This is a genomic window from Lentiprolixibacter aurantiacus (genome assembly GCF_026241225.1).
Classification (GTDB): Bacteria; Bacteroidota; Bacteroidia; order Flavobacteriales; family Flavobacteriaceae; genus Lentiprolixibacter; species Lentiprolixibacter aurantiacus.
Window position 1 is genome coordinate 329,032 of sequence record NZ_JAPFQP010000001.1, and the last position, 19,823, is coordinate 348,854.

The 19,823-nt window shown below is 44.6% G+C and carries 23 protein-coding genes; 7 read left to right on the plus strand and 16 right to left on the minus strand.

All coding sequences use genetic code 11. The annotated features are described in order from the left end of the window. Positions 1-885: a flavin reductase family protein gene (locus OO016_RS01450; protein WP_266010248.1), complete on the minus strand. Its 885-nt coding sequence runs from the start codon at positions 883-885 to the stop codon at positions 1-3. 109 nt (positions 886-994) lie between these two features. Between OO016_RS01450 and OO016_RS01455 the strand changes: the two genes are divergently transcribed. Then, complete coding sequence (locus tag OO016_RS01455) at positions 995-2,143, plus strand: sensor histidine kinase (RefSeq protein ID WP_266010249.1); 1,149 nt, start codon at positions 995-997, stop codon at positions 2,141-2,143. Positions 2,144-2,145: 2 nt separating this feature from the next. Next, complete coding sequence (locus OO016_RS01460; protein WP_266010250.1) at positions 2,146-2,496, plus strand: hypothetical protein; 351 nt, start codon at positions 2,146-2,148, stop codon at positions 2,494-2,496. Here OO016_RS01460 and OO016_RS01465 read toward each other — a convergent pair. Both OO016_RS01465 and greA read right to left on the minus strand, forming a co-directional pair. Beyond that, entirely contained in the window at positions 2,489-2,881 is a 393-nt protein-coding gene (locus OO016_RS01465; RefSeq protein WP_266010251.1) for an HIT family protein, read from the minus strand. The genes OO016_RS01460 and OO016_RS01465 overlap by 8 nt on opposite strands. 97 nt (positions 2,882-2,978) lie before the next feature. Further along, positions 2,979-3,455, minus strand: coding sequence for a transcription elongation factor GreA (gene greA, locus OO016_RS01470; protein ID WP_266010252.1), 477 nt, complete (start codon positions 3,453-3,455; stop codon positions 2,979-2,981). 238 nt (positions 3,456-3,693) lie between these two features. On the opposite strand from greA, the gene OO016_RS01475 reads away from it, so the two are divergent. After that, complete coding sequence (locus OO016_RS01475) at positions 3,694-4,134, plus strand: Rieske (2Fe-2S) protein (protein ID WP_266010253.1); 441 nt, start codon at positions 3,694-3,696, stop codon at positions 4,132-4,134. On the opposite strand, the gene OO016_RS01480 is transcribed toward OO016_RS01475, so the two are convergent. From OO016_RS01480 to OO016_RS01505, 7 genes are all read right to left on the minus strand, one after another. Next, positions 4,135-6,309 (minus strand): TonB-dependent receptor, encoded by a 2,175-nt coding sequence (locus OO016_RS01480; RefSeq protein WP_266010254.1) that lies wholly within the window; start codon positions 6,307-6,309, stop codon positions 4,135-4,137. It lies immediately after the preceding gene. 52 nt (positions 6,310-6,361) lie between these two features. Continuing rightward, positions 6,362-6,496, minus strand: a complete 135-nt coding sequence (locus tag OO016_RS14480) for a hypothetical protein (RefSeq protein WP_439649295.1) — start codon at positions 6,494-6,496, stop codon at positions 6,362-6,364. A gap of 100 nt (positions 6,497-6,596) precedes the next feature. Beyond that, positions 6,597-8,144, minus strand: a complete 1,548-nt coding sequence (locus OO016_RS01485) for a DUF4301 family protein (RefSeq protein ID WP_266010255.1) — start codon at positions 8,142-8,144, stop codon at positions 6,597-6,599. Then, positions 8,141-8,704, minus strand: coding sequence for an AAA family ATPase (locus OO016_RS01490; protein ID WP_266010256.1), 564 nt, complete (start codon positions 8,702-8,704; stop codon positions 8,141-8,143). Before OO016_RS01490 ends, OO016_RS01485 begins: the two co-directional genes overlap by 4 nt. Next, positions 8,659-9,297 carry a nicotinamide riboside transporter PnuC gene (pnuC, locus tag OO016_RS01495; RefSeq protein ID WP_266010257.1) on the minus strand — a complete coding sequence of 213 codons (639 nt, stop codon included), beginning with the start codon at positions 9,295-9,297 and terminating at the stop codon, positions 8,659-8,661. The genes OO016_RS01490 and pnuC overlap by 46 nt, the downstream gene beginning before the upstream one ends. Beyond that, positions 9,281-9,541: a hypothetical protein gene (locus OO016_RS01500; RefSeq protein ID WP_266010258.1), complete on the minus strand. Its 261-nt coding sequence runs from the start codon at positions 9,539-9,541 to the stop codon at positions 9,281-9,283. Before OO016_RS01500 ends, pnuC begins: the two co-directional genes overlap by 17 nt. Before the next feature lie 48 nt (positions 9,542-9,589). Next, complete coding sequence (locus OO016_RS01505) at positions 9,590-10,219, minus strand: 4'-phosphopantetheinyl transferase family protein (protein WP_266010259.1); 630 nt, start codon at positions 10,217-10,219, stop codon at positions 9,590-9,592. Positions 10,220-10,305: 86 nt separating this feature from the next. Here OO016_RS01505 and ahcY point away from each other — a divergent pair, with 86 nt between their 5' ends. Beyond that, complete coding sequence (ahcY, locus tag OO016_RS01510) at positions 10,306-11,622, plus strand: adenosylhomocysteinase (RefSeq protein WP_266010260.1); 1,317 nt, start codon at positions 10,306-10,308, stop codon at positions 11,620-11,622. A 73-nt stretch (positions 11,623-11,695) separates the two neighbouring features. Here ahcY and OO016_RS01515 read toward each other — a convergent pair whose 3' ends face one another. The 4 genes from OO016_RS01515 to OO016_RS01530 all read right to left on the minus strand — a co-directional run bounded on the left by OO016_RS01515 (position 11,696) and on the right by OO016_RS01530 (position 13,874). Continuing rightward, the gene (locus tag OO016_RS01515) at positions 11,696-12,280 is read right to left on the minus strand and encodes a DUF3332 domain-containing protein (RefSeq protein WP_266010261.1); all 585 of its coding nucleotides are present in this window, start codon (positions 12,278-12,280) and stop codon (positions 11,696-11,698) included. Between the two features lie 169 nt (positions 12,281-12,449). Further along, on the minus strand, positions 12,450-12,710 hold the full coding sequence (rpmA, locus tag OO016_RS01520) for a 50S ribosomal protein L27 (RefSeq protein WP_266010262.1): 261 nt from the start codon (positions 12,708-12,710) through the stop codon (positions 12,450-12,452). Positions 12,711-12,751: 41 nt separating this feature from the next. Then, positions 12,752-13,300, minus strand: coding sequence for a 50S ribosomal protein L21 (rplU, locus tag OO016_RS01525; protein ID WP_266010263.1), 549 nt, complete (start codon positions 13,298-13,300; stop codon positions 12,752-12,754). 130 nt (positions 13,301-13,430) lie between these two features. After that, complete coding sequence (locus OO016_RS01530) at positions 13,431-13,874, minus strand: DUF4199 domain-containing protein (protein ID WP_266010264.1); 444 nt, start codon at positions 13,872-13,874, stop codon at positions 13,431-13,433. A 181-nt stretch (positions 13,875-14,055) separates the two neighbouring features. On the opposite strand from OO016_RS01530, the gene OO016_RS01535 reads away from it, so the two are divergent. Both OO016_RS01535 and OO016_RS01540 read left to right on the plus strand, forming a co-directional pair. Then, the gene (locus OO016_RS01535) at positions 14,056-15,378 is read left to right on the plus strand and encodes a M16 family metallopeptidase (protein ID WP_266010265.1); all 1,323 of its coding nucleotides are present in this window, start codon (positions 14,056-14,058) and stop codon (positions 15,376-15,378) included. A 1-nt stretch (position 15,379) separates the two neighbouring features. Next, positions 15,380-17,461 (plus strand): M16 family metallopeptidase, encoded by a 2,082-nt coding sequence (locus OO016_RS01540; protein WP_266010266.1) that lies wholly within the window; start codon positions 15,380-15,382, stop codon positions 17,459-17,461. Positions 17,462-17,489: 28 nt separating this feature from the next. Here OO016_RS01540 and OO016_RS01545 read toward each other — a convergent pair whose 3' ends face one another. Beyond that, positions 17,490-18,377 (minus strand): DMT family transporter, encoded by an 888-nt coding sequence (locus OO016_RS01545; protein WP_266010267.1) that lies wholly within the window; start codon positions 18,375-18,377, stop codon positions 17,490-17,492. Between the two features lie 85 nt (positions 18,378-18,462). On the opposite strand from OO016_RS01545, the gene OO016_RS01550 reads away from it, so the two are divergent. Further along, the gene (locus OO016_RS01550) at positions 18,463-18,888 is read left to right on the plus strand and encodes a hypothetical protein (RefSeq protein ID WP_266010268.1); all 426 of its coding nucleotides are present in this window, start codon (positions 18,463-18,465) and stop codon (positions 18,886-18,888) included. Here the strand turns inward: OO016_RS01550 and OO016_RS01555 are convergent. Then, complete coding sequence (locus tag OO016_RS01555) at positions 18,885-19,820, minus strand: pyridoxal-phosphate dependent enzyme (protein ID WP_266010269.1); 936 nt, start codon at positions 19,818-19,820, stop codon at positions 18,885-18,887. The genes OO016_RS01550 and OO016_RS01555 overlap by 4 nt on opposite strands. Positions 19,821-19,823: the final 3 nt, after the last annotated feature.

Here is a 19,823-nt window from a genome sequence, read left to right on the forward strand (position 1 = left end):
TTACGAATTAAGCATTAATATTTTCCATGCGGATTCCGCATCATTCTTCTCTAAATATTCTTTTGCCCTGCGATGCACCAACAGGGGGTCTGCTGCATTGATCAGCGTGCTAAGTGAAGGGTTTTTTTCAACAAAAGTGCGTACTTCTTCTGCTGTGGGCAAGCATTCCACATTACCCAGTTTGCCCAGGTCGTTCCCGGTAAGCACTTTGCTGTTACGAATCTCATTTGGGATCCGGTCTACCCCGATCCCCAGGCTAGACAGCGGTTTGGGCACTTCGAACATCCCCAGATTGGCCCTTGAATACCAGTTTCCCCCCATGCGTGCCACCTGATCTATTTTATGCTGGTCTATAGCGCCATTATCGTCAAGTATATCCTTGTGAATATGTATTTTGAGCACTTCTGAAAAAACCAGGTTGCCAGCTCCACCTTCCTTCCCAAGGGCTTCCACTTTGGTAACCCTGCATTCGAACTGCACAGGAGATTCGGCTACCCTGAACGGGGCAACCAGATCGGACTTCAGCATGGTAAGGCCGGACTTGATAAACTCATTCTCTCCCTTGTCATATTCCGTGCTGGACAGGGACATTTGCTGTACAATATCATAATTCACGATATTAATTACCACTTCCCTGGTCTCCAGAACGTTGTCTAAGGTATGCTTGGTAGTATTATTGCGCACCCGGCGGGCTGGAGAAAATATCAAAATAGGTGGATTGGCACTGAATACGTTGAAAAAACTAAAAGGCGACAAATTGGGGGCACCTTCCTTATCAACTGTACTTGCAAATGCTATTGGTCTGGGGCCCACTGCACCTAACAGATACCCATGTAATTTGGCTGTGGGGAGTTCCGATGGAATGATAGAAAAAAGCTCCTTCATGGGTTACAAAAATACATAAATTGAAGGCTCCCGAAAAGGGATTGCATAAGGAAAAAGCACAACATATTCCTGTATTTTGAGTTATCTTTAAGCTGTATATGATCAATGGATGAATTTTAATCCCAGAAAGAAAACTTCCAACTTTATTCTCCTGTTGGCTTCCTTTGTGATCGTTAGCTTAATCCTCTGGAATACTAATAGCTTTTTCAAAAAATTCAAGGAAGAAGAGCGTTACAAGATGGAGATTTGGGCAACAGCCCAGGCAGAATTCCTTTCCCTGCCAGCTGATGCAGATCCGGGCAACCTGCCCCTGACCATCTTCCAGAACAACACTTCAACTCCCATGATCCTGGTCAATAAGGACAGTACTTTCAAAACCAATAATATTCCTGAGGAGCTGCTAAAAGACACGACATATCTGATGAAAAAGCTGAAGCAGTTCAAGAGTGAAAATAACCCTATCATCATGGAGGATAAAGGTGAATACCTGGCCACGCTTTATTACGGGAATTCCGAAGTGCTGAACAAGCTCAAATACTACCCCATCGCACTGATGCTCATTATCTTCCTCTTTGGCGCCGTGCTCTACTTTTTGTTCAAAACCAACAAAGCTTCTGAACAAAATAAACTCTGGGCCGGTATGGCAAAGGAAACGGCCCACCAGATAGGAACCCCCCTGACCTCACTACTGGGATGGAACGAATTACTGAAAAATGAAGATATCAACACGGAAATATCCAGGGAAATAGAAAAAGATATTGTCCGTCTGCAAACCATTACGGAGCGATTTTCCAAAATTGGGTCACTTCCGGCCCTGCAGCGGTGCAATTTGGTTACGGAAACGCGAAATGCATATGATTATCTGAGGATCAGAAGTTCAAAACTCATACATTTTTCATTTGATTCCAGGGCCGAGGAATTCCCGGTTATGCTCAACCCGTCTTTGTACAACTGGACAATTGAAAACCTCGTAAAAAACGGAATCGATGCTATGAAGGGGAAAGGGAGCATTGCTGTGGAGATTGTACCGGCCGGGAAGTTTGTAAATGTATTGATTTCGGACACGGGTCACGGAATTGCGCGAAGTGATTTCCAGAATATATTCAATCCGGGCTATACCAGCAAAAAGCGGGGCTGGGGTCTGGGTTTATCCCTGGTAAAAAGAATAGTTGAAGAATACCACAATGGAAAGGTCAAGGTCCTTTCCTCTACCAAAGAGGGCACAATAATGCAGATATCACTTAAAATTTGTGCTTAGCTATGACGAAAGTAAAAGAAGTAGTAATCAAAGAAGCTGAGATCAACAATAACTGTCCGGAATGTTTCAATCAGGATATGCAGCTCACGTTTTTCCAGAAACATCGCGTATCCCGGTGGTATTACCAGATCACAGCCGAGGTAACCCATCAGATGGTTTGCAACACCTGCCATTCCACGATTTATCCTGTAAAATGGACCGATGACATTGAACGCACCTTTGAATATTACCAGAAGATGGTTACCCCGGAGAAAAAGGGGCTAAAACTCAGCAGGCTATCCTTCCTGCTCATCATTTTACTTCTGATATTAGCCGGGGTACTGTACTATCTGTTCTATTCCGGTATCATCTAAGTTTAGCCCTTATTTTTTGGGCAATCTCTTCAAATTCTGCCGGACTAAGGGCTACTTTGCTGGAGAAAGTGGCATCTGCCATGCTACGCAGGGGAATCAGATGTATATGTACGTGTGGCACTTCAAGGCCAATAACAGAAATGCCTACCCTTTCACATGCAATTGCAGCTTCCAGTGCCAGGCCAACCTTTCGGGCAAATGCCATAAGGCCGGCATAGGTATCCTGGTCCAGGTCCAAAATCTTGTCTACTTCTTTCTTGGGAACACAAAGGGTATGCCCCGGGGCATTGGGATTAATATCCAGAAAAGCATAAAAGTTTTCGTCTTCCGCAATCTTAAAGGAAGGAATTTCGCCCTGAATTATCCTGGTGAAAATACTGGCCATATTTCCTGAATTAATGGTTAAACAAACAGCTGATGTAAATTAAAAAATCCTTTGCGAATACGGCGCAAAGGATTCATATTTCTCCAGGCATTGCTGCTTACTCCCTGGTGATTTCGAGTATTTCCAGTTTAAGTGTTCCGTTGGGCACGGAAATTTCGGCAATGTCCCCTACTTCTTTACCCAAAAGGCCCTTACCTATAGGAGAGGTTACAGATATTTTTCCGGATTTGAGATCGGCCTCGCTCTCTGCAACCAGGGTATAGGTCATTTGCATACCGTTCTGCTGATTTTTGAGCTTTACCGTAGATAACACCAGCACCTTGGAAACATCCAGTTGTGACTCATCTATCAGTCGGGCATTTGCGAGCGTTTCTTCCAGTTTGGATATTTTCAGTTCCAGAAGGCCTTGTGCCTCTTTAGCGGCGTCGTACTCGGCGTTTTCCGAAAGATCGCCCTTATCCCTGGCCTCGGCTATGGCCTGAGAAGCCTTCGGACGTTCAACATCACGGAGGTGATTCAATTCCTCCCTTAATTTTTTCAAGCCTTCAGCAGTGTAATACGATACGTTGCTCATAACTTCATTTTTTGGGGTTCCCCTTCAACTTGTTCATTCTCTATTTTACAACAAATCCCGCTCGAGAGCAGGATTAGATCAACCAGCCATTTTACATTTTTAGTCAGGTGCTATAATAACAGGGGTGTAGCATCAAAATGGAGTTGTTCTAATAGGAAAATCCTCTTTTTTCAAGAGGATTTAACGCAAATATAGGCATTTTTTACTCAACTTTGCTTAAATAAACTGTATTGCGCGTATGGGATTTCCCCGATATATCAGGTTTTTCCTCCTCTTTTTGATCATCTCCTGCAGCGATAATGACAGCAGGAGGAACCCCTATTTGCCCGAACTTGGTTTCCGTTATGAAATCAACCTGAACTTACCCTTGTACAGTCCTTTGAGCAGTCCTGGAAATGCCATATACATCAATAGCGTCAATGCTGGTATCCGCGGCATTTTTGTGATCAATACAGGTTTCGATTTCATGGCTTTGGAGGCCAGTTGTCCCAACCACGTACCCAACAACTGTTCCACCATGGAGCTTGATGGACAAATTGCCAGGTGTTCCTGTGAGGAATTCGAATACAGCCTGTTTAACGGGCAACTTCTGAACCGCCCGAATGATGGAGAACGTTATTACGACATGCTGATCTACAACACGGCAAGAAGTGGCAGTACGGTGGTAATTTCCAATTGATCAGAAGACTACGGTAGCTCCCAGCAGGAAATTGATCCCTGCCTGGGGATAGTACCCCGCTCCTTCAATAGTTGTTACCGTGCCCGGGTTGCTGAAATCATCATCAAAGGTGAAAAAGTAGCCGTTAGACACAAACTTGGCATCAAAAATATTGTTTACCAGTCCTGAAAGAGTGATGGATTTCGCAATTCGATTCAACCTGATTTGGTATTGTATGTTGAAATCAGTCTGTGAATAGGCTTCCAGAATGCTGTTCTCCGAGTCGATATTCCCCATATACTGTTCACCCACGTATTTGGTCAGCAGTGCGATATCAAGGCCAGCTGTGGGCGTCCATCCCAATCTGTTTCCTATTATCACTTCCGGGGAATACGCAATACTGGTATTGCCCAGATCCTGTAGAATACCGTCGCGCTGGAACACAAAATCCACATTTCTGTTAGTGCTCAGGGCAATATTGGGTTGCCAGCTAAACTGATCCCCAATATTGATATTTGCCTCCACTTCCAGCCCCAGGCGATAGCTATCCCCAACATTGGCCCTCAATGGAGCCCCTACATCGTTTAACTCCCCGGTCAGCACCAGCTGGTCTTTGTAACGCATGTAATAGAGGTTTGCGTTCACCTGGAAATCCGGATTGAGGTACCTCCATCCCAATTCAAAATCATTGAGTTTTTCCGGTCTGGGATTGCCATTTTCATAATCATTGCGATTAGGTTCACGCTGGGCAACCGCATAAGAAAAATATAAATTGTTATTGCGGTTCAGACTGTAAGTAAGCCCCGCTTTGGGGTTGAAGAAGTTAAAGGTATCGTCTACAATACCGGTTTCCACACCGTTGGCTTCATATCTCACGGTGCGGTACTGCATATCTGCAAACAGCCGCCAGCGATCATTGAGGGAGTAATTGGTCTTGGCAAAAATATTGAAGTCTGTTTTCCGGGAATCGTCTTCATAGTATCGGTCCCGTATAAAGCTATCCGGTGCCTGCCTGGCCCATATTACTTCACCAAAGTGGTCTCCCTGATAATTGTTGACACCCCCTCCAATTACCAGATCATAGGTTTCTGCGCGCTTGTTCAGCGAAAAAACAGTCCCGTAAAAATCATTATCCAGCCATCTCCTCCGCACCAGATCTGTGGTAGTAACCAGCTCTCCATTAATGCTGACGGGCAGAAAGCCGTAGGTACCAAAATCATCATCTTCCCTGAATTGCTCAAAATACCCCCTTCCCCTCGTGTAGTGCAGGGCAAAGTGGCTGCTCCATCCCCCGTCCCAGTTTTCATTCCAATGCAATTGGGCGTGATCCTGTTTGTAGTTGTCTACTTCATTTTCATAGAATCGGGTTTCCCCATTGTCGTCTGTGTATATTCCAGCAGGGTTAAATGTCCGGTTGGTGGCAAGGGTTGCAGCATCGATCCCAAACCATGACTGGTAAGTAATTTCATGGCCTCCGAAAAGCAGGGCTTTTACCAGGGTATTTTCGTCTTTATAGGCACCCTGCAGAAAATAGGACTCCAATTCTGATGCGGCACGGTCAATATACCCGTCTGAAGTAATCCTGGACAGGCGGCCTGAAAATTCAAACTGCTCGTTGAGCAATCCGGTGCTGAATTTTACATTATTTCTCAAAGTGTTGAAACTGCCAAAGGAAGAAGCGACCTGGGCATAGGCATCCTCCGAGACAGCATCCGTAAGAATATTAAGGCTGGCACCAAACGCTCCCGCTCCATTAGTAGAAGTCCCAACACCTCGCTGCAGCTGCAGGTTCTCAGTTGAGGAACTGAAATCGGGCAAGTTTACCCAGAACGTACCATGAGATTCAGAATCGTTATAGGGTATTCCATTTATGGTAACATTCACACGGGTTGCGTCACTACCGCGGACACGAATACCCGTATACCCGATACCGGCTCCGGCATCGGAAGTAGTCACCACTGCAGGAAGAAAATTCATCAGGATTGGAATATCCTGCCCGAGATTCCTGGGAGCAATTTCACTCTTTTCCAGATTGGTGAAAGTAAGCGGGATCTCCTTTGTGACCCTGACGGCAGAGACCATTACTTCATCCAGAATAATCTTTTTGGTATCCAGGGAATCCTTTTGTTTCTCATCCTGTGCAAATCCCAAAAAGGAAACAGCACTAAGCGCACATGTGATCAATAATCTTTTCATCCGTAAAAATTTTACGAATAAAAGGGGTAATTATTCTGGGTTCTTGAAAATTCTATTCCGGAGGAACGGAATACATCCAAATGGTGTTCTTCACCTCCCTTCCCGGCATTACCCGGGCAGGTTCATTGGGTATGATCTCAGCCCTGATAAGCCTTGGCCTGTCTACACAAACTAACTTGCTTATCAAAGCACCCCTTTGAGATTATGCAAAGTTACAACAGTACCCTGTTTCTCAAAAAGAATATGACGGATTTTTAAATGGCCCACAAGGGTGCCTGTAAGAATTTTTAATTGGAACTCCCCTGATGGGCAGGCTTCAGCAGATCATTAACCGTTTTTACCGGGTTAAAGGTGAGCAGCGGAACCTCAACAAAAACCGTATTCCAATAGGCCATGGCTCCATTCCAGAGTCCCGGGAGTTCAAGGGCCTTCAAGGGTTTGCCATCCTTGGTCTTCTCCGCGATGAAACCCTGGTCAGTATCCACGAAATTCAGCAGGTTATACTTCTCTCCGCGATGGTTTCTTACCCCACATACAAGATCTACCGGGTTAAAATGGGTGGCCTCGTGGAAAATATGTTTTTGTTCATCATCAGCCAGGTCTGCCTGGGCAGATTCCACAATCTGAAGGGAAACATGGTTGCGAGGATCCCTTACCCAGTAAGGACCTCCTCCTGGTTCGCCCTCATTGCGAACCATTCCGCACACCCGAATGGGACGATTAATCTTATCCCTTAAAATATCCAGTTGTTCCCCAAGGCTAAAACTGGAGTAATTGTCCGAGAAACGCACATTGAGTTCCTTGATCAGGAAATCCCTGATTTCCTGTACCTGCTCACCGGACAAAGCAGGACCTTCCAGCATGGCCGCGTATCGAAATGCCTTTTCCTGAATATTGAGAAGCACTCCAGCCAGCAGTTTTTTGCTCGCTCCTGATTCCCTGGCTACGCTGGGTACAGCTACGTTGTCTATATTTTTGATAAATATTATATCTGCCTCCTGTTCGTTGAGGTTCTCTATCAATGCCCCGTGACCTCCCGGGCGAAACAGCAGAGTTCCATCTGCCTGTCGGAAAGGCTCGTTTTCGGGGGTTACAGCAATTGTATCCGTAGCGGGTTTCTGGAATGAGTAGCCTACATCAAAATGTGTTCCCGTTTCCTTTTCAATACGATCCTTAATTTCTGCATAGGTATCTTTAAACAGGTCCTCATGCTGAGGTGAAATGGTAAAATGAAGTTTTCCATTTCCCCCTGCGGATGCATAGTCCGCTGCCTCCCTCAGGTGCTCTTCGAAAGCAGTAGCGACATGCGACTCGTATTGGTGAAAAGGCAATAGCCCCTTAGGGTAAAAATCATAATTGAGGCCGGAGGCATCCAGCATACGGTGTATAAAATGAAGCAGTGCCCTCCCCGATTCCGCAAATTGTTCATCTGTTATATCGAGTATGTTCTGATAAAAGGGGAAACGCTCGAGGTTTTCAGTAAATACGCGGATATCATTGTCTGCTGTCCTTTCGAGGTACTCTTCCAGTGTTTCCTTCCCGGGGTTAAAGGCTTGCAGAAAATGAAAAAGCGCCTTGAACATGCGCGAAGCAGCTCCCGAAGCAGGAACAAATTTGAGGGTTTCCAGTGATTCTGCAGCCTTTTCAAAGGCTTTTACAAGCTGTGCCGACTCCTCGTTCGTGAACCTGAGAATCCCATCCCCTACAACGGCTGCTCGTTCCAGTCGGGTATACGGAATTCCCTCCATAAAGGTTTCTATCTGTTTCAAAACCTTTTGCTGGGTTACACCCATTTCTTCCATTTGTTTCAGGTCATTTTCGAGGAATTCAATCATCTTTCAAGAAGTTGGTCTATGGATTCTACTGCCTTACGGAACCGCGTTTCTTCAGTTCCATTTAAGGTAATAAAATTGCGATTATACTTTATTAGTGTGTCCTTAAAACATGCGAACATTTTTTCCCGTTCATTGGGCTTATCTCTGAGGTCATCCTTTTCCCAGGGAATATCAATACCGGTCAGCAAATACAAGTCGTATTGATTGATCAAGGCATACTTTTCAAGGATGGGATCGCAGGATCCCAAATAATAGGCTTCAGAATATACCTTGGTCTCCAGAAGGTCCGTGTCACAAATCAGAAGTTTGCTGGCCTCTTTTGCCAGGCGGTTTTCCAGAGCCATCTGTCCAATAGCAATAGGCAAAAGGTCTTCAGGCTGACAGGTTTGCTGTTCCCTGTCCCATTTTTCCTGCAGGTATTCCCGTGCAAATTCGGGGACCCATACTGTCTTGTAGTGCTCTGCCAGTTGTTCCGCAAGCGTGGTCTTACCTGTAGATTCCGGTCCAAACAGGACTATTTTAACAAGGTCTGAGGGCTCTTGTTTAAGTTTCTTTTCCATTCCAAATAACCAAATATGGCGATAAGGGTAAACAGCAAATACTGAAAGGATGTAAAGATAAGCCCTTTGTACAAATATAGTGGTATGGAAATGACGTCTCCTATTATCCAGAAGGTCCAGTTTTCGAGCTTTTTACGGGCCATTAACCACATCCCTACAAAAAATATGGCTGTAGTAACCGTATCCACATATGCTGTCCAGGTATTGAATTTGTCGAAAAGCAAATAAATAAGGACCACAAAGATCAAAGTGGCCGTAAACAGCAACACGGACCATCTTTTTTCAAGGGTGCTGGTGCGGGTAACGGGGATAAAATGTGTTTCATCCACTTTACGGGTCCAGACATACCAGCCGTATACACTCATGGCGAAATAATACGCATTAATGAGCATATCGCCCAGCAGTCCAAAAACGAGTAAGATATATACGAAGATTCCTGTGCTGATTATTCCGGTTGGGAATACCAGTATGTTTTCCCGTTTGGCATACCACACACTCAAAAACCCAAAAAATACACCAATAAGCTCGAGTGAAATCAAGTAAGTCGGGGTATTATCGTATTGGGCAAATATCCAGTCAAAAATGTGGCTCATACTGGCTTCGGTCAGATTTTACGATCTTCATAAAGAACAAACCATGTTCGGCATCCGTTAGCGCTTCCTTCATCGCCTGCTGCAAAAATGGCATCAGCTGGTCGTATTCACCATATACCTGCGTGCTGAGTGGATTCTCCAATACCGTAAACCCGGAGGACCTGAGTTTCTGGATAAAGGCGATGATGGGAGGTTCAAAATCGTCCTGTAAAGGGCTTAGGGTAAGTTCTACGGATACCTGCATCTTTTCTGTTTTGGGCGAAATTACAACCTTTTTGGGGGTATGGCATATTCAGGCACGGAGCGCATATACACAGGTAAACCCTTCGAACTCCAGAAAAGCAATCTCATAGTGGGAATCCTCCCCCTGAAAACTGGCTATACCGGTAGTTTTTCCCTGATTTAGCTTAAAGCTCCTGATATCTATATGCTTATAGAAACTAATCCCCGGTGTTGAAAGGACCTTGTAGATAGATTCCTTGGCCCCCCAGAGCACTGTAAGCCTTCGGACCAGTTCATTATCCTCGCTCCTACGGTCGTAATCCAAATCTGTGAATTTATGGGCAATCCGGGCAATCTTATCTCGCTGTTTTTCAATATCGATGCCCACTTTTACCTGTTCGCTGACAATAATGCCCGTAAAGTTGTGCGAATGGGTAATAGAAATATGGTTCCCGTCTTTGAGATGGGGTTTACCCAGCATGTCATAATATAAATCACTATCTGCATATCCTGCTTCGGCAAGCAGATGTCGTATGCTGAGGAAACCCCTTCGGTGCAATTCCGATTTCATCCCACCCAGGCGATTGATGCTGTTCTCCGTAAGTGTAAGGGGAGCCTGCAAAACAGATTCCTGTTCTTCAACCTTCCAAAGGTATATGAAGATGTCCGGACGTACTGCTAATGTTTTGTAAAGAGGCATGAGATTATTCCAGTTATCATTACCTTTGCAGGGATTTTAAAACAGCTGCCACAGCCGGTAGCGAATGTATAAAGAAAATAATTGTTATGAGTACCAAAACCATTCCTTACACCCCTTACAAAGTAAAGGATATTACACTTGCCGAATGGGGAAGAAAAGAAATAAACCTGGCAGAAGCAGAAATGCCCGGTTTGATGGCACTTAGAGAAGAATACGCAAAAGAACAACCTTTGAAAGGAGCACGAATTGCCGGATGCCTTCACATGACCATCCAGACTGCGGTTTTAATTGAAACCCTGGTAGCCCTCGGAGCCGAGGTGACCTGGAGTTCCTGCAACATCTTTTCTACCCAGGATCATGCAGCAGCTGCAATTGCCGCGGCTGGCATCCCTGTTTATGCCTGGAAAGGAATGACTGAAGAGGAATTTGACTGGTGTATTGAACAAACCCTGTTCTTCGGGGAAGAGCGCCAGCCCCTGAATATGATCCTGGACGACGGAGGTGACCTAACCAATATGGTTTTGGATAACTATCCGGAATTAACCAGCGAAATCAGAGGATTATCTGAAGAAACCACAACAGGCGTACACCGTTTATATGAACGATTCAAAAATGGGATACTCCCCATGCCTGCCATCAATGTGAATGACTCGGTTACCAAATCCAAGTTCGACAATAAATACGGTTGCAGGGAAAGTGCTGTAGATGCTGTTAGGCGTGCCACAGACACCATGCTTGCCGGTAAACGTGTTGTGGTTGCTGGTTATGGAGATGTTGGAAAAGGAACAGCAGCTTCCTTCCGGGGCGCAGGTGCTATTGTAACGGTTACGGAAATTGATCCAATTTGCGCACTTCAGGCATGTATGGACGGGTATGAAGTGAAAAAACTGGAGAATGTTGTGGGCCAGGCCGATATTGTTGTCACCGCGACCGGCAATAAGGATATTATCCGTGAAGAGCACTTCCGAAGTATGCGGGACAAGGTTATTGTTTGCAACATCGGGCATTTTGATAATGAAATAGACATGGCCTGGATCAACGGTGCATATGGAGATACCAAGGATGAAATTAAACCTCAGGTAGACAAGTATACTGTAGAAGGGAAAGATATTATCATTCTGGCTGAGGGCCGACTGGTTAACCTCGGTTGTGCCACCGGGCACCCCAGCTTTGTAATGAGTAATTCATTTACAAACCAGGTACTCGCCCAGATAGAGCTGTTTAACCATAGCGCCAAGTATGAGAACAAGGTTTATATGCTGCCGAAGCACCTGGATGAAAAAGTTGCCAAATTGCACCTTGCACGTCTGGGGGCCGAACTTACAGAGCTGCGTGAGGATCAGGCAAGCTACATTGGCGTAAAACCTGAAGGTCCGTTTAAACCGGATTACTACAGGTACTAATATTAAAATACAGGCACAAAAAACCCGGAAGAATTGCTTCCGGGTTTTTTTATTTATATCCGAGAGAAGGTTGCTAACGCGCTTCGGCCAGCATGCCTTCCATAAAATAACAGTCTTTGTGCTCATTCAAAACAGCCAGGCCTTCCTCCCTGGTCATGTTGGGGTCTAACTGTACTTTCTGCCCATCGGGAAGATAAACCATGTAGAATCCATCCTCCATGGAAGAAAGTTTGATCATTTCACCACTCGGACGAATCGCATTCCAGGATTTCTCATCTGGTTTATAAAAGACCTCAAGTTTATTTCCTTTTTTGGGACCATCAATTACAGTCAGGAAAATACGGTTCTTCATGGCTACCATTTCATAGGTATTTCCATCACGTTCCACGACCTGAACTTCTTTTTGCCCTTCTTTCATGGCGATAGGATTGGATCCCGACCAGAATTCAATGACATTGAAAATTATCGTATCGCCCAAGAAAAACAGGCCATACACCGGGACAATATTTAATCCCCAAAATATCAGGTTGTTCACAAACTTACTTTCAGAAACTCCCTGGTTCCATTCCTTTAGGTTGTTAAATGCACTGAATGATCCCAGGCAACTTGAAAAGAGCAGGCATGAGGCCATGGCAATTGCTACGATTGGTTTTTTCATTTTCATTATGTTTTTAAGGTTATGTTTCGTGAATATAGAAATTTTGAATTTGAGTAAAAACATATCAGTATTATTTTATAGCTCTGCTCTGACAAAATCAGATAGGCAAGCCATAAAAAAAACCCGCAAACTACATTTGCGGGTTTTTATTTTGTCAGATGGCGTTCTACTAGGCCTCAAAAGGATCTACCGAAACAAAAGATTTCCCTCCGGATTTCTTGTCGAACCTAACTATGCCATCAACTTTGGCGTGCAAAGTATGGTCTTTTCCGGCATAAACATTGTCGCCGGGATTATGTTTGGTTCCTCTTTGTCTTACAATGATATTTCCGGCTATTGCAGGCTGTCCTCCAAAAATCTTAACGCCAAGGCGTTTCGATTCCGATTCCCTACCGTTTTTAGAACTACCAACACCTTTCTTATGTGCCATGATATTTATTTTTTACCGGGTTAAAACCGGCAGGTTCTACTTTATTTGCTTAATGCTTCTATAAGTTCGGCCTTCTTCATGGAAGAATAACCGCTAATACCATTTGCCTTCGCCATTTCCTTGAGCTCTGCCACTGTTTTAGAACTAAGGTCAGCAGCAGGTTTCTCTGCCTTCGCTTTAGGCTGCTCCTTTTTCGGGGCTTCCTTTACAGCTTTCTCTGCCTGTTTGGCGGCAACTTTAGGGGCTTCTGCCTTTTTAGGAGCTACTTTCTTAGCTCCTTTGGCTACGATACCCTCAATCAATAATTCGGTCAATTGCTGGCGATGCCCGTTCTTGACACGATAACCTTTACGTCTTTTCTTTTTGAAGACAATTACCTTGTCCCCTTTCAGATGTTTAACGACTTTAGCCTCTACTGCGGCTCCGTCTATAGCCGGGGCGCCGATCGTAATATCCTTACCATCCTCCAGGAGAAGAACATCGTGAAAGGTCACTTTTTTTCCTTCTTCTTCCTTAAGACGGTGCACATATACTTTCTGGTCTTTCGCAACTTTAAATTGCTGCCCTGCTATCTCTACAATTGCATACATACGCTATCTGTTAATACTTATAGATTTTCAATCTGCTAACCGGGTAAGTATACTTCCCTGCGGTTCAAGCGGGTGCAAATATACTGCTAAAATGCGAATTCACAAGGCTTTTGAATTGAATTTAAGCCCCTTATTTAAGATTTCTAGAAGCCTTGAACAGTTGCATAAAGGCCAGGGTTAGCACCAGGGTGGTTGCAAATCCCATTATCGCTACCGTAAAAAACACAATGGCTTCAAAGCTCTGGTAATTACTGAACCATGAAGCAGACAGTTGTTTCAGGAATTCAGGGGCTATCTCTTCGGCATAAACAGCAAAGAATAAAGTGAAGATCAGGGTTGCTACAAATCCGGTAATTACACCAGTTTTGAAACCAATCCCGTAATTGAAATCTTCCATTAATTCGAGTTTTCGGTATTTAATCGCCTCATAGATTCCAAACCCAGTTATTACACCATTGAAAAGGCTGTAAAAAATATTGGTATGTAGATCAACCAGGGAAAGCAATAAAAAATAGCCCACAAGGCTTCCACTGGTTGCGATCCCAAAACGAATGGGGAGGCTAAAACGCATCATAGTGTTACTGTTTAATTTGGTTCTATTAATAAAATATGATTTTTAATGCATTTTTAATTAAATTCTTGTTAAATCTCCATGGAAACCCCCGTAGTTGTGGGAAAATCCAACTTCGTACCTTAAATTAGCTACGCGGTCCCTTAAGGGATCGTTATTGTTTAATCATCTAAACACGAAACGTATGAAAACACGATTAATGTTGGCAGTAACAGCATTGCTGCTGCTTGTTACTGTCAATGCCCAGCAGGTTGCTTATGAAGAATACGACCTGGATAATGGCCTGCACGTGATCCTGCATCAGGACAACTCGGCCCCTGTGGTCACTACCTCGGTTATGTACCATGTAGGGGGAAAAGACCGCACGGAAGGACGAACAGGCTTTGCTCACCTTTTTGAACACCTTTTATTTGAAGGCACCCAGAATATCCCCAAGGGCAAATGGTTTGAGATTGTATCTTCCAACGGAGGGAGCAATAATGCAAACACCTCGCAGGATCGCACATACTATTATGAAGTGTTCCCTTCCAACAACCTGGAACTGGGATTATGGATGGAATCCGAAAGGATGCTGCACCCAATAATTGACCAGACCGGGGTGGATACACAACAGGAGGTGGTTAAAGAGGAAAAGCGTCTTCGCTATGATAATTCTCCCTATGGACAGCTTCTTCCAGTATTAGGTAAGAACCTTTTTAAGGTCCACCCTTACAAAGACCCGAATATTGGTTACATGGAAGATCTGGATGCTTCTACACTTGACGATGTAATTGCTTACTACAACAAATATTATGTGCCTAACAACGCTGTACTGGTGGTTGCGGGAGACATAGATATCCCATCTACTAAGAAGATGGTTCAGGACTACTTCAGTGAAATCCCAAGAGGAGCTGACATCCAGCGTAACTATCCCATGGAAGAGCCTATTACTAAAGAAGTAAGAGCAAAAGCCTTTGATAAGAACATTCAAATTCCTGCTGTAGGGGCTGCCTATCGCACTCCTGGTTTCCGCCAGCGCGATGCTTATGTTCTTGAAATGATCTCCGCCTATTTAAGTGATGGGAGGAGCTCCAAACTCTACAAGAAAATGGTAGATGACCAGAAACAGGCTTTGCAGGTAGGTGCTTTCAGTATCCCACAGGAAGACTACGGAATGTACCTGGTATTTGCTTTACCGGTTGGGGAAACCAGCCTGGAAACCCTGATATCCGAAATGGAAGAGGAAGTTGCCAAGGTTCGCGAAGAACTGATCTCGGAAAGGGATTACCAAAAGCTTCAGAACAAGTTTGAGAACCGTTTTGTGAATTCCAATTCCAGCATTCAGGGCATTGCCAATTCCCTGGCCCGTTATCATATGCTTTATGGGGATACTGAATTGATCAACAAAGAAATTGAAATCTACCGCTCTATTACCCGGGAAGAAATTCAATCTGCGGCAGAAAAATACCTGAAACCCAACCAAAGGGTGATTATAGAATACTTGCCCGAAGAAAAAATGGAAAACTAATATGAAAAAGATACTTTTTACACTCGTTTTTGCCCTGGCCGCTTGTAGCATCCAGGCACAAATAGACAGGACTAAAATGCCAGAGCCAGGTCCGGCTCCGGAAATAAACTTAAAAGATCCGCAACGTTTTGAACTGAATAACGGCCTGAAGGTCCTTGTGGTAGAGAACAATAAACTACCCAGGGTTTCCATCCAGCTCAGCCTGGATAACCCCCCTATTTTGGAAGGAGACAAGGCTGGTGTTACTAGTTTAACTGCGAGCCTGCTGGGTAATGGATCTACCAATATCCCCAAGGATGAATTTAATGAAGAGGTAGATTTCCTGGGAGCAAGCATTAATTTTGGATCGCAAAGTGCTTTTGCCAGTTCGCTTTCCAAATACTTTCCCAGGATATTGGAACTTTTGGCAGACGCTGCCATTAACCCCAATTTTACACAGGAAGAATTTGATAAGGAAAAAGAAAGGCTTATAACCAGTCTTAAGACCCAGGAAAAAGATGTGTCAGCCATTGCGGGAAGGGTACGTTCTGCCCTGGCTTATGGCACAAAGCACCCCTACGGAGAATATGTATCTGAGGAAACGGTGAATAACATAGAACTGGCTGATGTAAAGAATTTTTACCGCAACTACTTCGTGCCCGCAAATGCATACATGGTAGTTATTGGTGATGTTACTTTTGAACAGGTCCAGGAACTGGTAACCGAATACTTTACCCCCTGGACAAAGGCATCACCCCTTTCGCTGAGTTATTCAGAACCAAAAGATGCACAGTATACCCAGATCAATTTTGTAGATGTGCCCAATGCAGTACAGTCCGAGATAGCCGTGCAAAACCTGGTAAGCCTTAAAATGAAGGACTCCGACTACTTACCGGCCCTGGTTGCCAACCAGATCCTTGGGGGTGGTGGCGAAGGAAGATTATTCCTAAACCTTAGAGAAGACAAGGGTTATACCTATGGGTCTTATTCAAGGCTGGGGAACAACAAGTGGGCATCTACAACATTTACGGCAACTGCCAGTGTCAGGAATATGGTTACCGATAGCTCCGTGGTGGAAATCTTAAAAGAAATAGATCGTATCATTAAAGAGCCCGTTAGCGAAACTGAGCTCAAAAACACCAAGGCTAAATATGTAGGTAGTTTTGTACGAGCACTTGAACAACCGGCAACCATTGCCCGATATGCCCTGAACATTGAGACCGAAGGCCTTCCCAAGGACTTTTATCAAACCTACCTTGAGCGCATTAACGCCATTACCGTTGATGATGTCCAAAAGGCAGCCCAGAAGTATTTTAATGTAAAAAATGCTAGGATTGTAGTTGCTGGAAAGGGTAGTGATGTTATTGATAACCTGGAAAAGGTAAACTTTAACGGAAAGAAGGTTCCTGTTTTGTATTACGACAAGTACGCCAACAAGACCGGAAAGCCTGATTACAGCGCTGCTGTACCGGAGGGAATGACGGTACAGTCTGTGGTAGACAAGTATTTCAACGCTATTGGAGGCAAGGAAAAAGTTGAGCAGATTACCTCATTGAAGCTAGTCTATGAAGGTGAAGCAATGGGAGCCAAGATCAAAAGCGAAGAAAAACGTACAGCCGACAAGTTTGCCCAGACTACTTATATGAATGATGCTCCGATGATGGGTGTTATAGCCAAAGGAGATGAATTGTATATGAAACAAGGCGGACAAAAAAGGCCGCTTCCTCCACAGATGCAGCAAGACATGCTGAGTGCAGCGAAGGGAGTGTTCCCTGAACAAAACTTCGTTCCTGGCGGTAAGGCCAAGATTACAGGAACAGAGGAAGTTGAAGGAAAAGAAGCTGTTAAGATCGAAGTTCCCGGTGAGGTTGTACAGCTGGTATACTTTTACGATCTGGAAACCGGACTAAAGGTTAAAGAAGCTCAAATAATCAACATGAATGGTCAAACACAGAACCAGGAAGTTATATACAAGGATTATCAGGAAATTGACGGGATCAAATTTCCAGGTATCCGGGTAGGTTCAATGGGTCCGCAAAAGATCGAAAGCAAGCTTCTTGAAGCTGTTATCAATATCCAAGTTAGCGATGCTGATTTTGAATAGTATTTAGATACTCAATAGGAAAAGCGCCTCAATCCCGGGGCGCTTTTTTCTTGTTTACCAAATACACTCCAACCAGTATGACCACTGCGGCTAAAAGCTGGACCAGGCTAAATCGCTCCCCATCCATTACCCCCCAAAAAATGCCTACAACTGGAATAAGGTAGGTAACCGAAACAGAAAATACCGGAGTTGAAATCTGGATCAGGCGGTTGAACATTACCTTAGCTACACAGGTGCCCATAATACTCAGAATTACCAGATACCCTATAGAAGAATAAAACCTGGGAGAAGCCATTACCTCTTCGCTTAAGGCACCGGAAAAAAGCAGTACAACAATGGCCGGTGGCAACATCACAACAAAATTCCCTACCGCAATACCAAGGGGCGAAACCTCTTGCAGTTTACCCTTGATAATGTTGGCGTTCAGGGCATAGCATATAGTGGCTATTATAACCAGACCGGCATACCAGTAATTTTGATCGGGATTTATATCTGCCCCCAGAAAAATCAGAAGTGAAGCGCCAATCAGGCCAATAATTACTCCGATTAACTGGTTGGATGTAAAGCGAATCCGGAAGGCCAGGTAGCCCACAAAAATGGTGAACAATGGGACACATGAGTTTAATATCGATGCTATACCACTATCGATTTCCGTTTGCGCAAAGGCAAAGAGGAATACAGGAAAGAAGCTGCCCAGCATGCCTGATGCAGCCACCCATTTCCACTGCTCCCTTGAGATTCCCCTCAGGGTCTTTAAACCGTAAATGAACAAAAATAAGGCCGTGATTACAATGCGAACTGACCCCATTTGAACCGGGTTAAAACCTTCCAGGCTCTTCTTGATCAGGATATAGGAGGTACCCCAGATCAGGGAGAGGGTGATAAGGTAAAACCACTTCCGGTTTACATCGCTCATGGCAGCAATTTTCCGCAAAAGTGGAACTTTTTGGGGATAAAATGCCTGTCATATTTGTAAATTTGTGTTTTATTTAACCTGCATCATGAGAGCATCTTTTATCAGTCTGCTGATCCTTTCCAGCCTTATTTTATCCATCTCCTGTAAAGAGGAAAAAACCGGGAAAAACCCCTCCAGGATGGAAGAGGTTGTAGCTATTCACGACATGGTAATGCCCGAAATGAAGACTATAGGGCAACTGGTTTCAGAATTGCAACCCCTTGTTGATTCTACGGCAACCGGTCAGGAATACGCCCGCGCACTTGATGATCTAAAGGCGGCCCATAAATCCATGATGGACTGGATGAGCGGTTTTGGAGAACGTTTTAACAGTGAGGAAATCTTTGAGGGAAAAGCCCTGAGTGAGCAAAAACAGCAGTGGCTTCTCGAAGAGGAGGTCAAGGTCAGGGCCATGCAGGAACAGGTAAATTCCAGCATCGAACAGGCAAGGGCACTTTTAAAGAAGAACTAAAAAGGAAGGTTCCCCAAATCTACGTTGCCTCCGGAGATTACTATACCCACTTTTTTTTTCCTAAAACGCAGGGGTTCTCGAAGTACTGCGGCCAGGGCTACTGCACTGGAAGGCTCCACTATGATCTTCATCCGCTCCCAGATCAGCTTCATAGCCGCAACAATCTCTTCTTCAGTAACCCGGATTATATCCTGAACATATTTCTGGATAATGGGAAAGGTATTGCTTCCCAATATCGTTTTTAACCCATCGGCAATGGTGTTCGTGGTTTCATTGCTTTCTATCTTCCCGGAATGGAAAGAACGGTAGGCGTCATCAACCTCAAAAGGCTCCCCTCCAATTACCTGGCAATTATTGCCAAAATAGTGGGCAGCCAAAGCTGATCCTGCAATAAGACCACCTCCACCAATCGGGGTTACTAAAAATTCCAGGTCAGGATGATCCTGCAGCAGCTCTATGGCTGCTGTTCCCTGTCCCAGGATTACCTCCAGATCATTAGAAGGATGCATAAAAGTGGCTCCCGTTTCCTTTGCAATGCGATCTGCTTCAGCCTCGCGGGCTTCAAGTGTGGGGTCACAAATGTATATTTTCCCTCCATAGGTCTTTACCCCCTCCACTTTAACTTTAGGTGCACTGGAAGGCATCACAATATGGGCATCAACCCCAAGGCGTTGTGCCGCAAGGGACAAAGCCTGGGCAAAATTCCCGGAAGAATGGGTTACCACTCCTTTTGGACGTTGAGCGTCACTGAGTTGCAGGATTGCGTTGGTAGCACCGCGAAGCTTATAAGCCCCCATCCCCTGAAAATTTTCACATTTGAAATACAACTCCGCACCCGCTTCCTGGTTTATGAGTCGCGAAGTCATCACCGGAGTGCGATGAATATAAGGAGCAATCCTTTTATGTGTGTCTATGAGTTTCTGCTTATCCATATG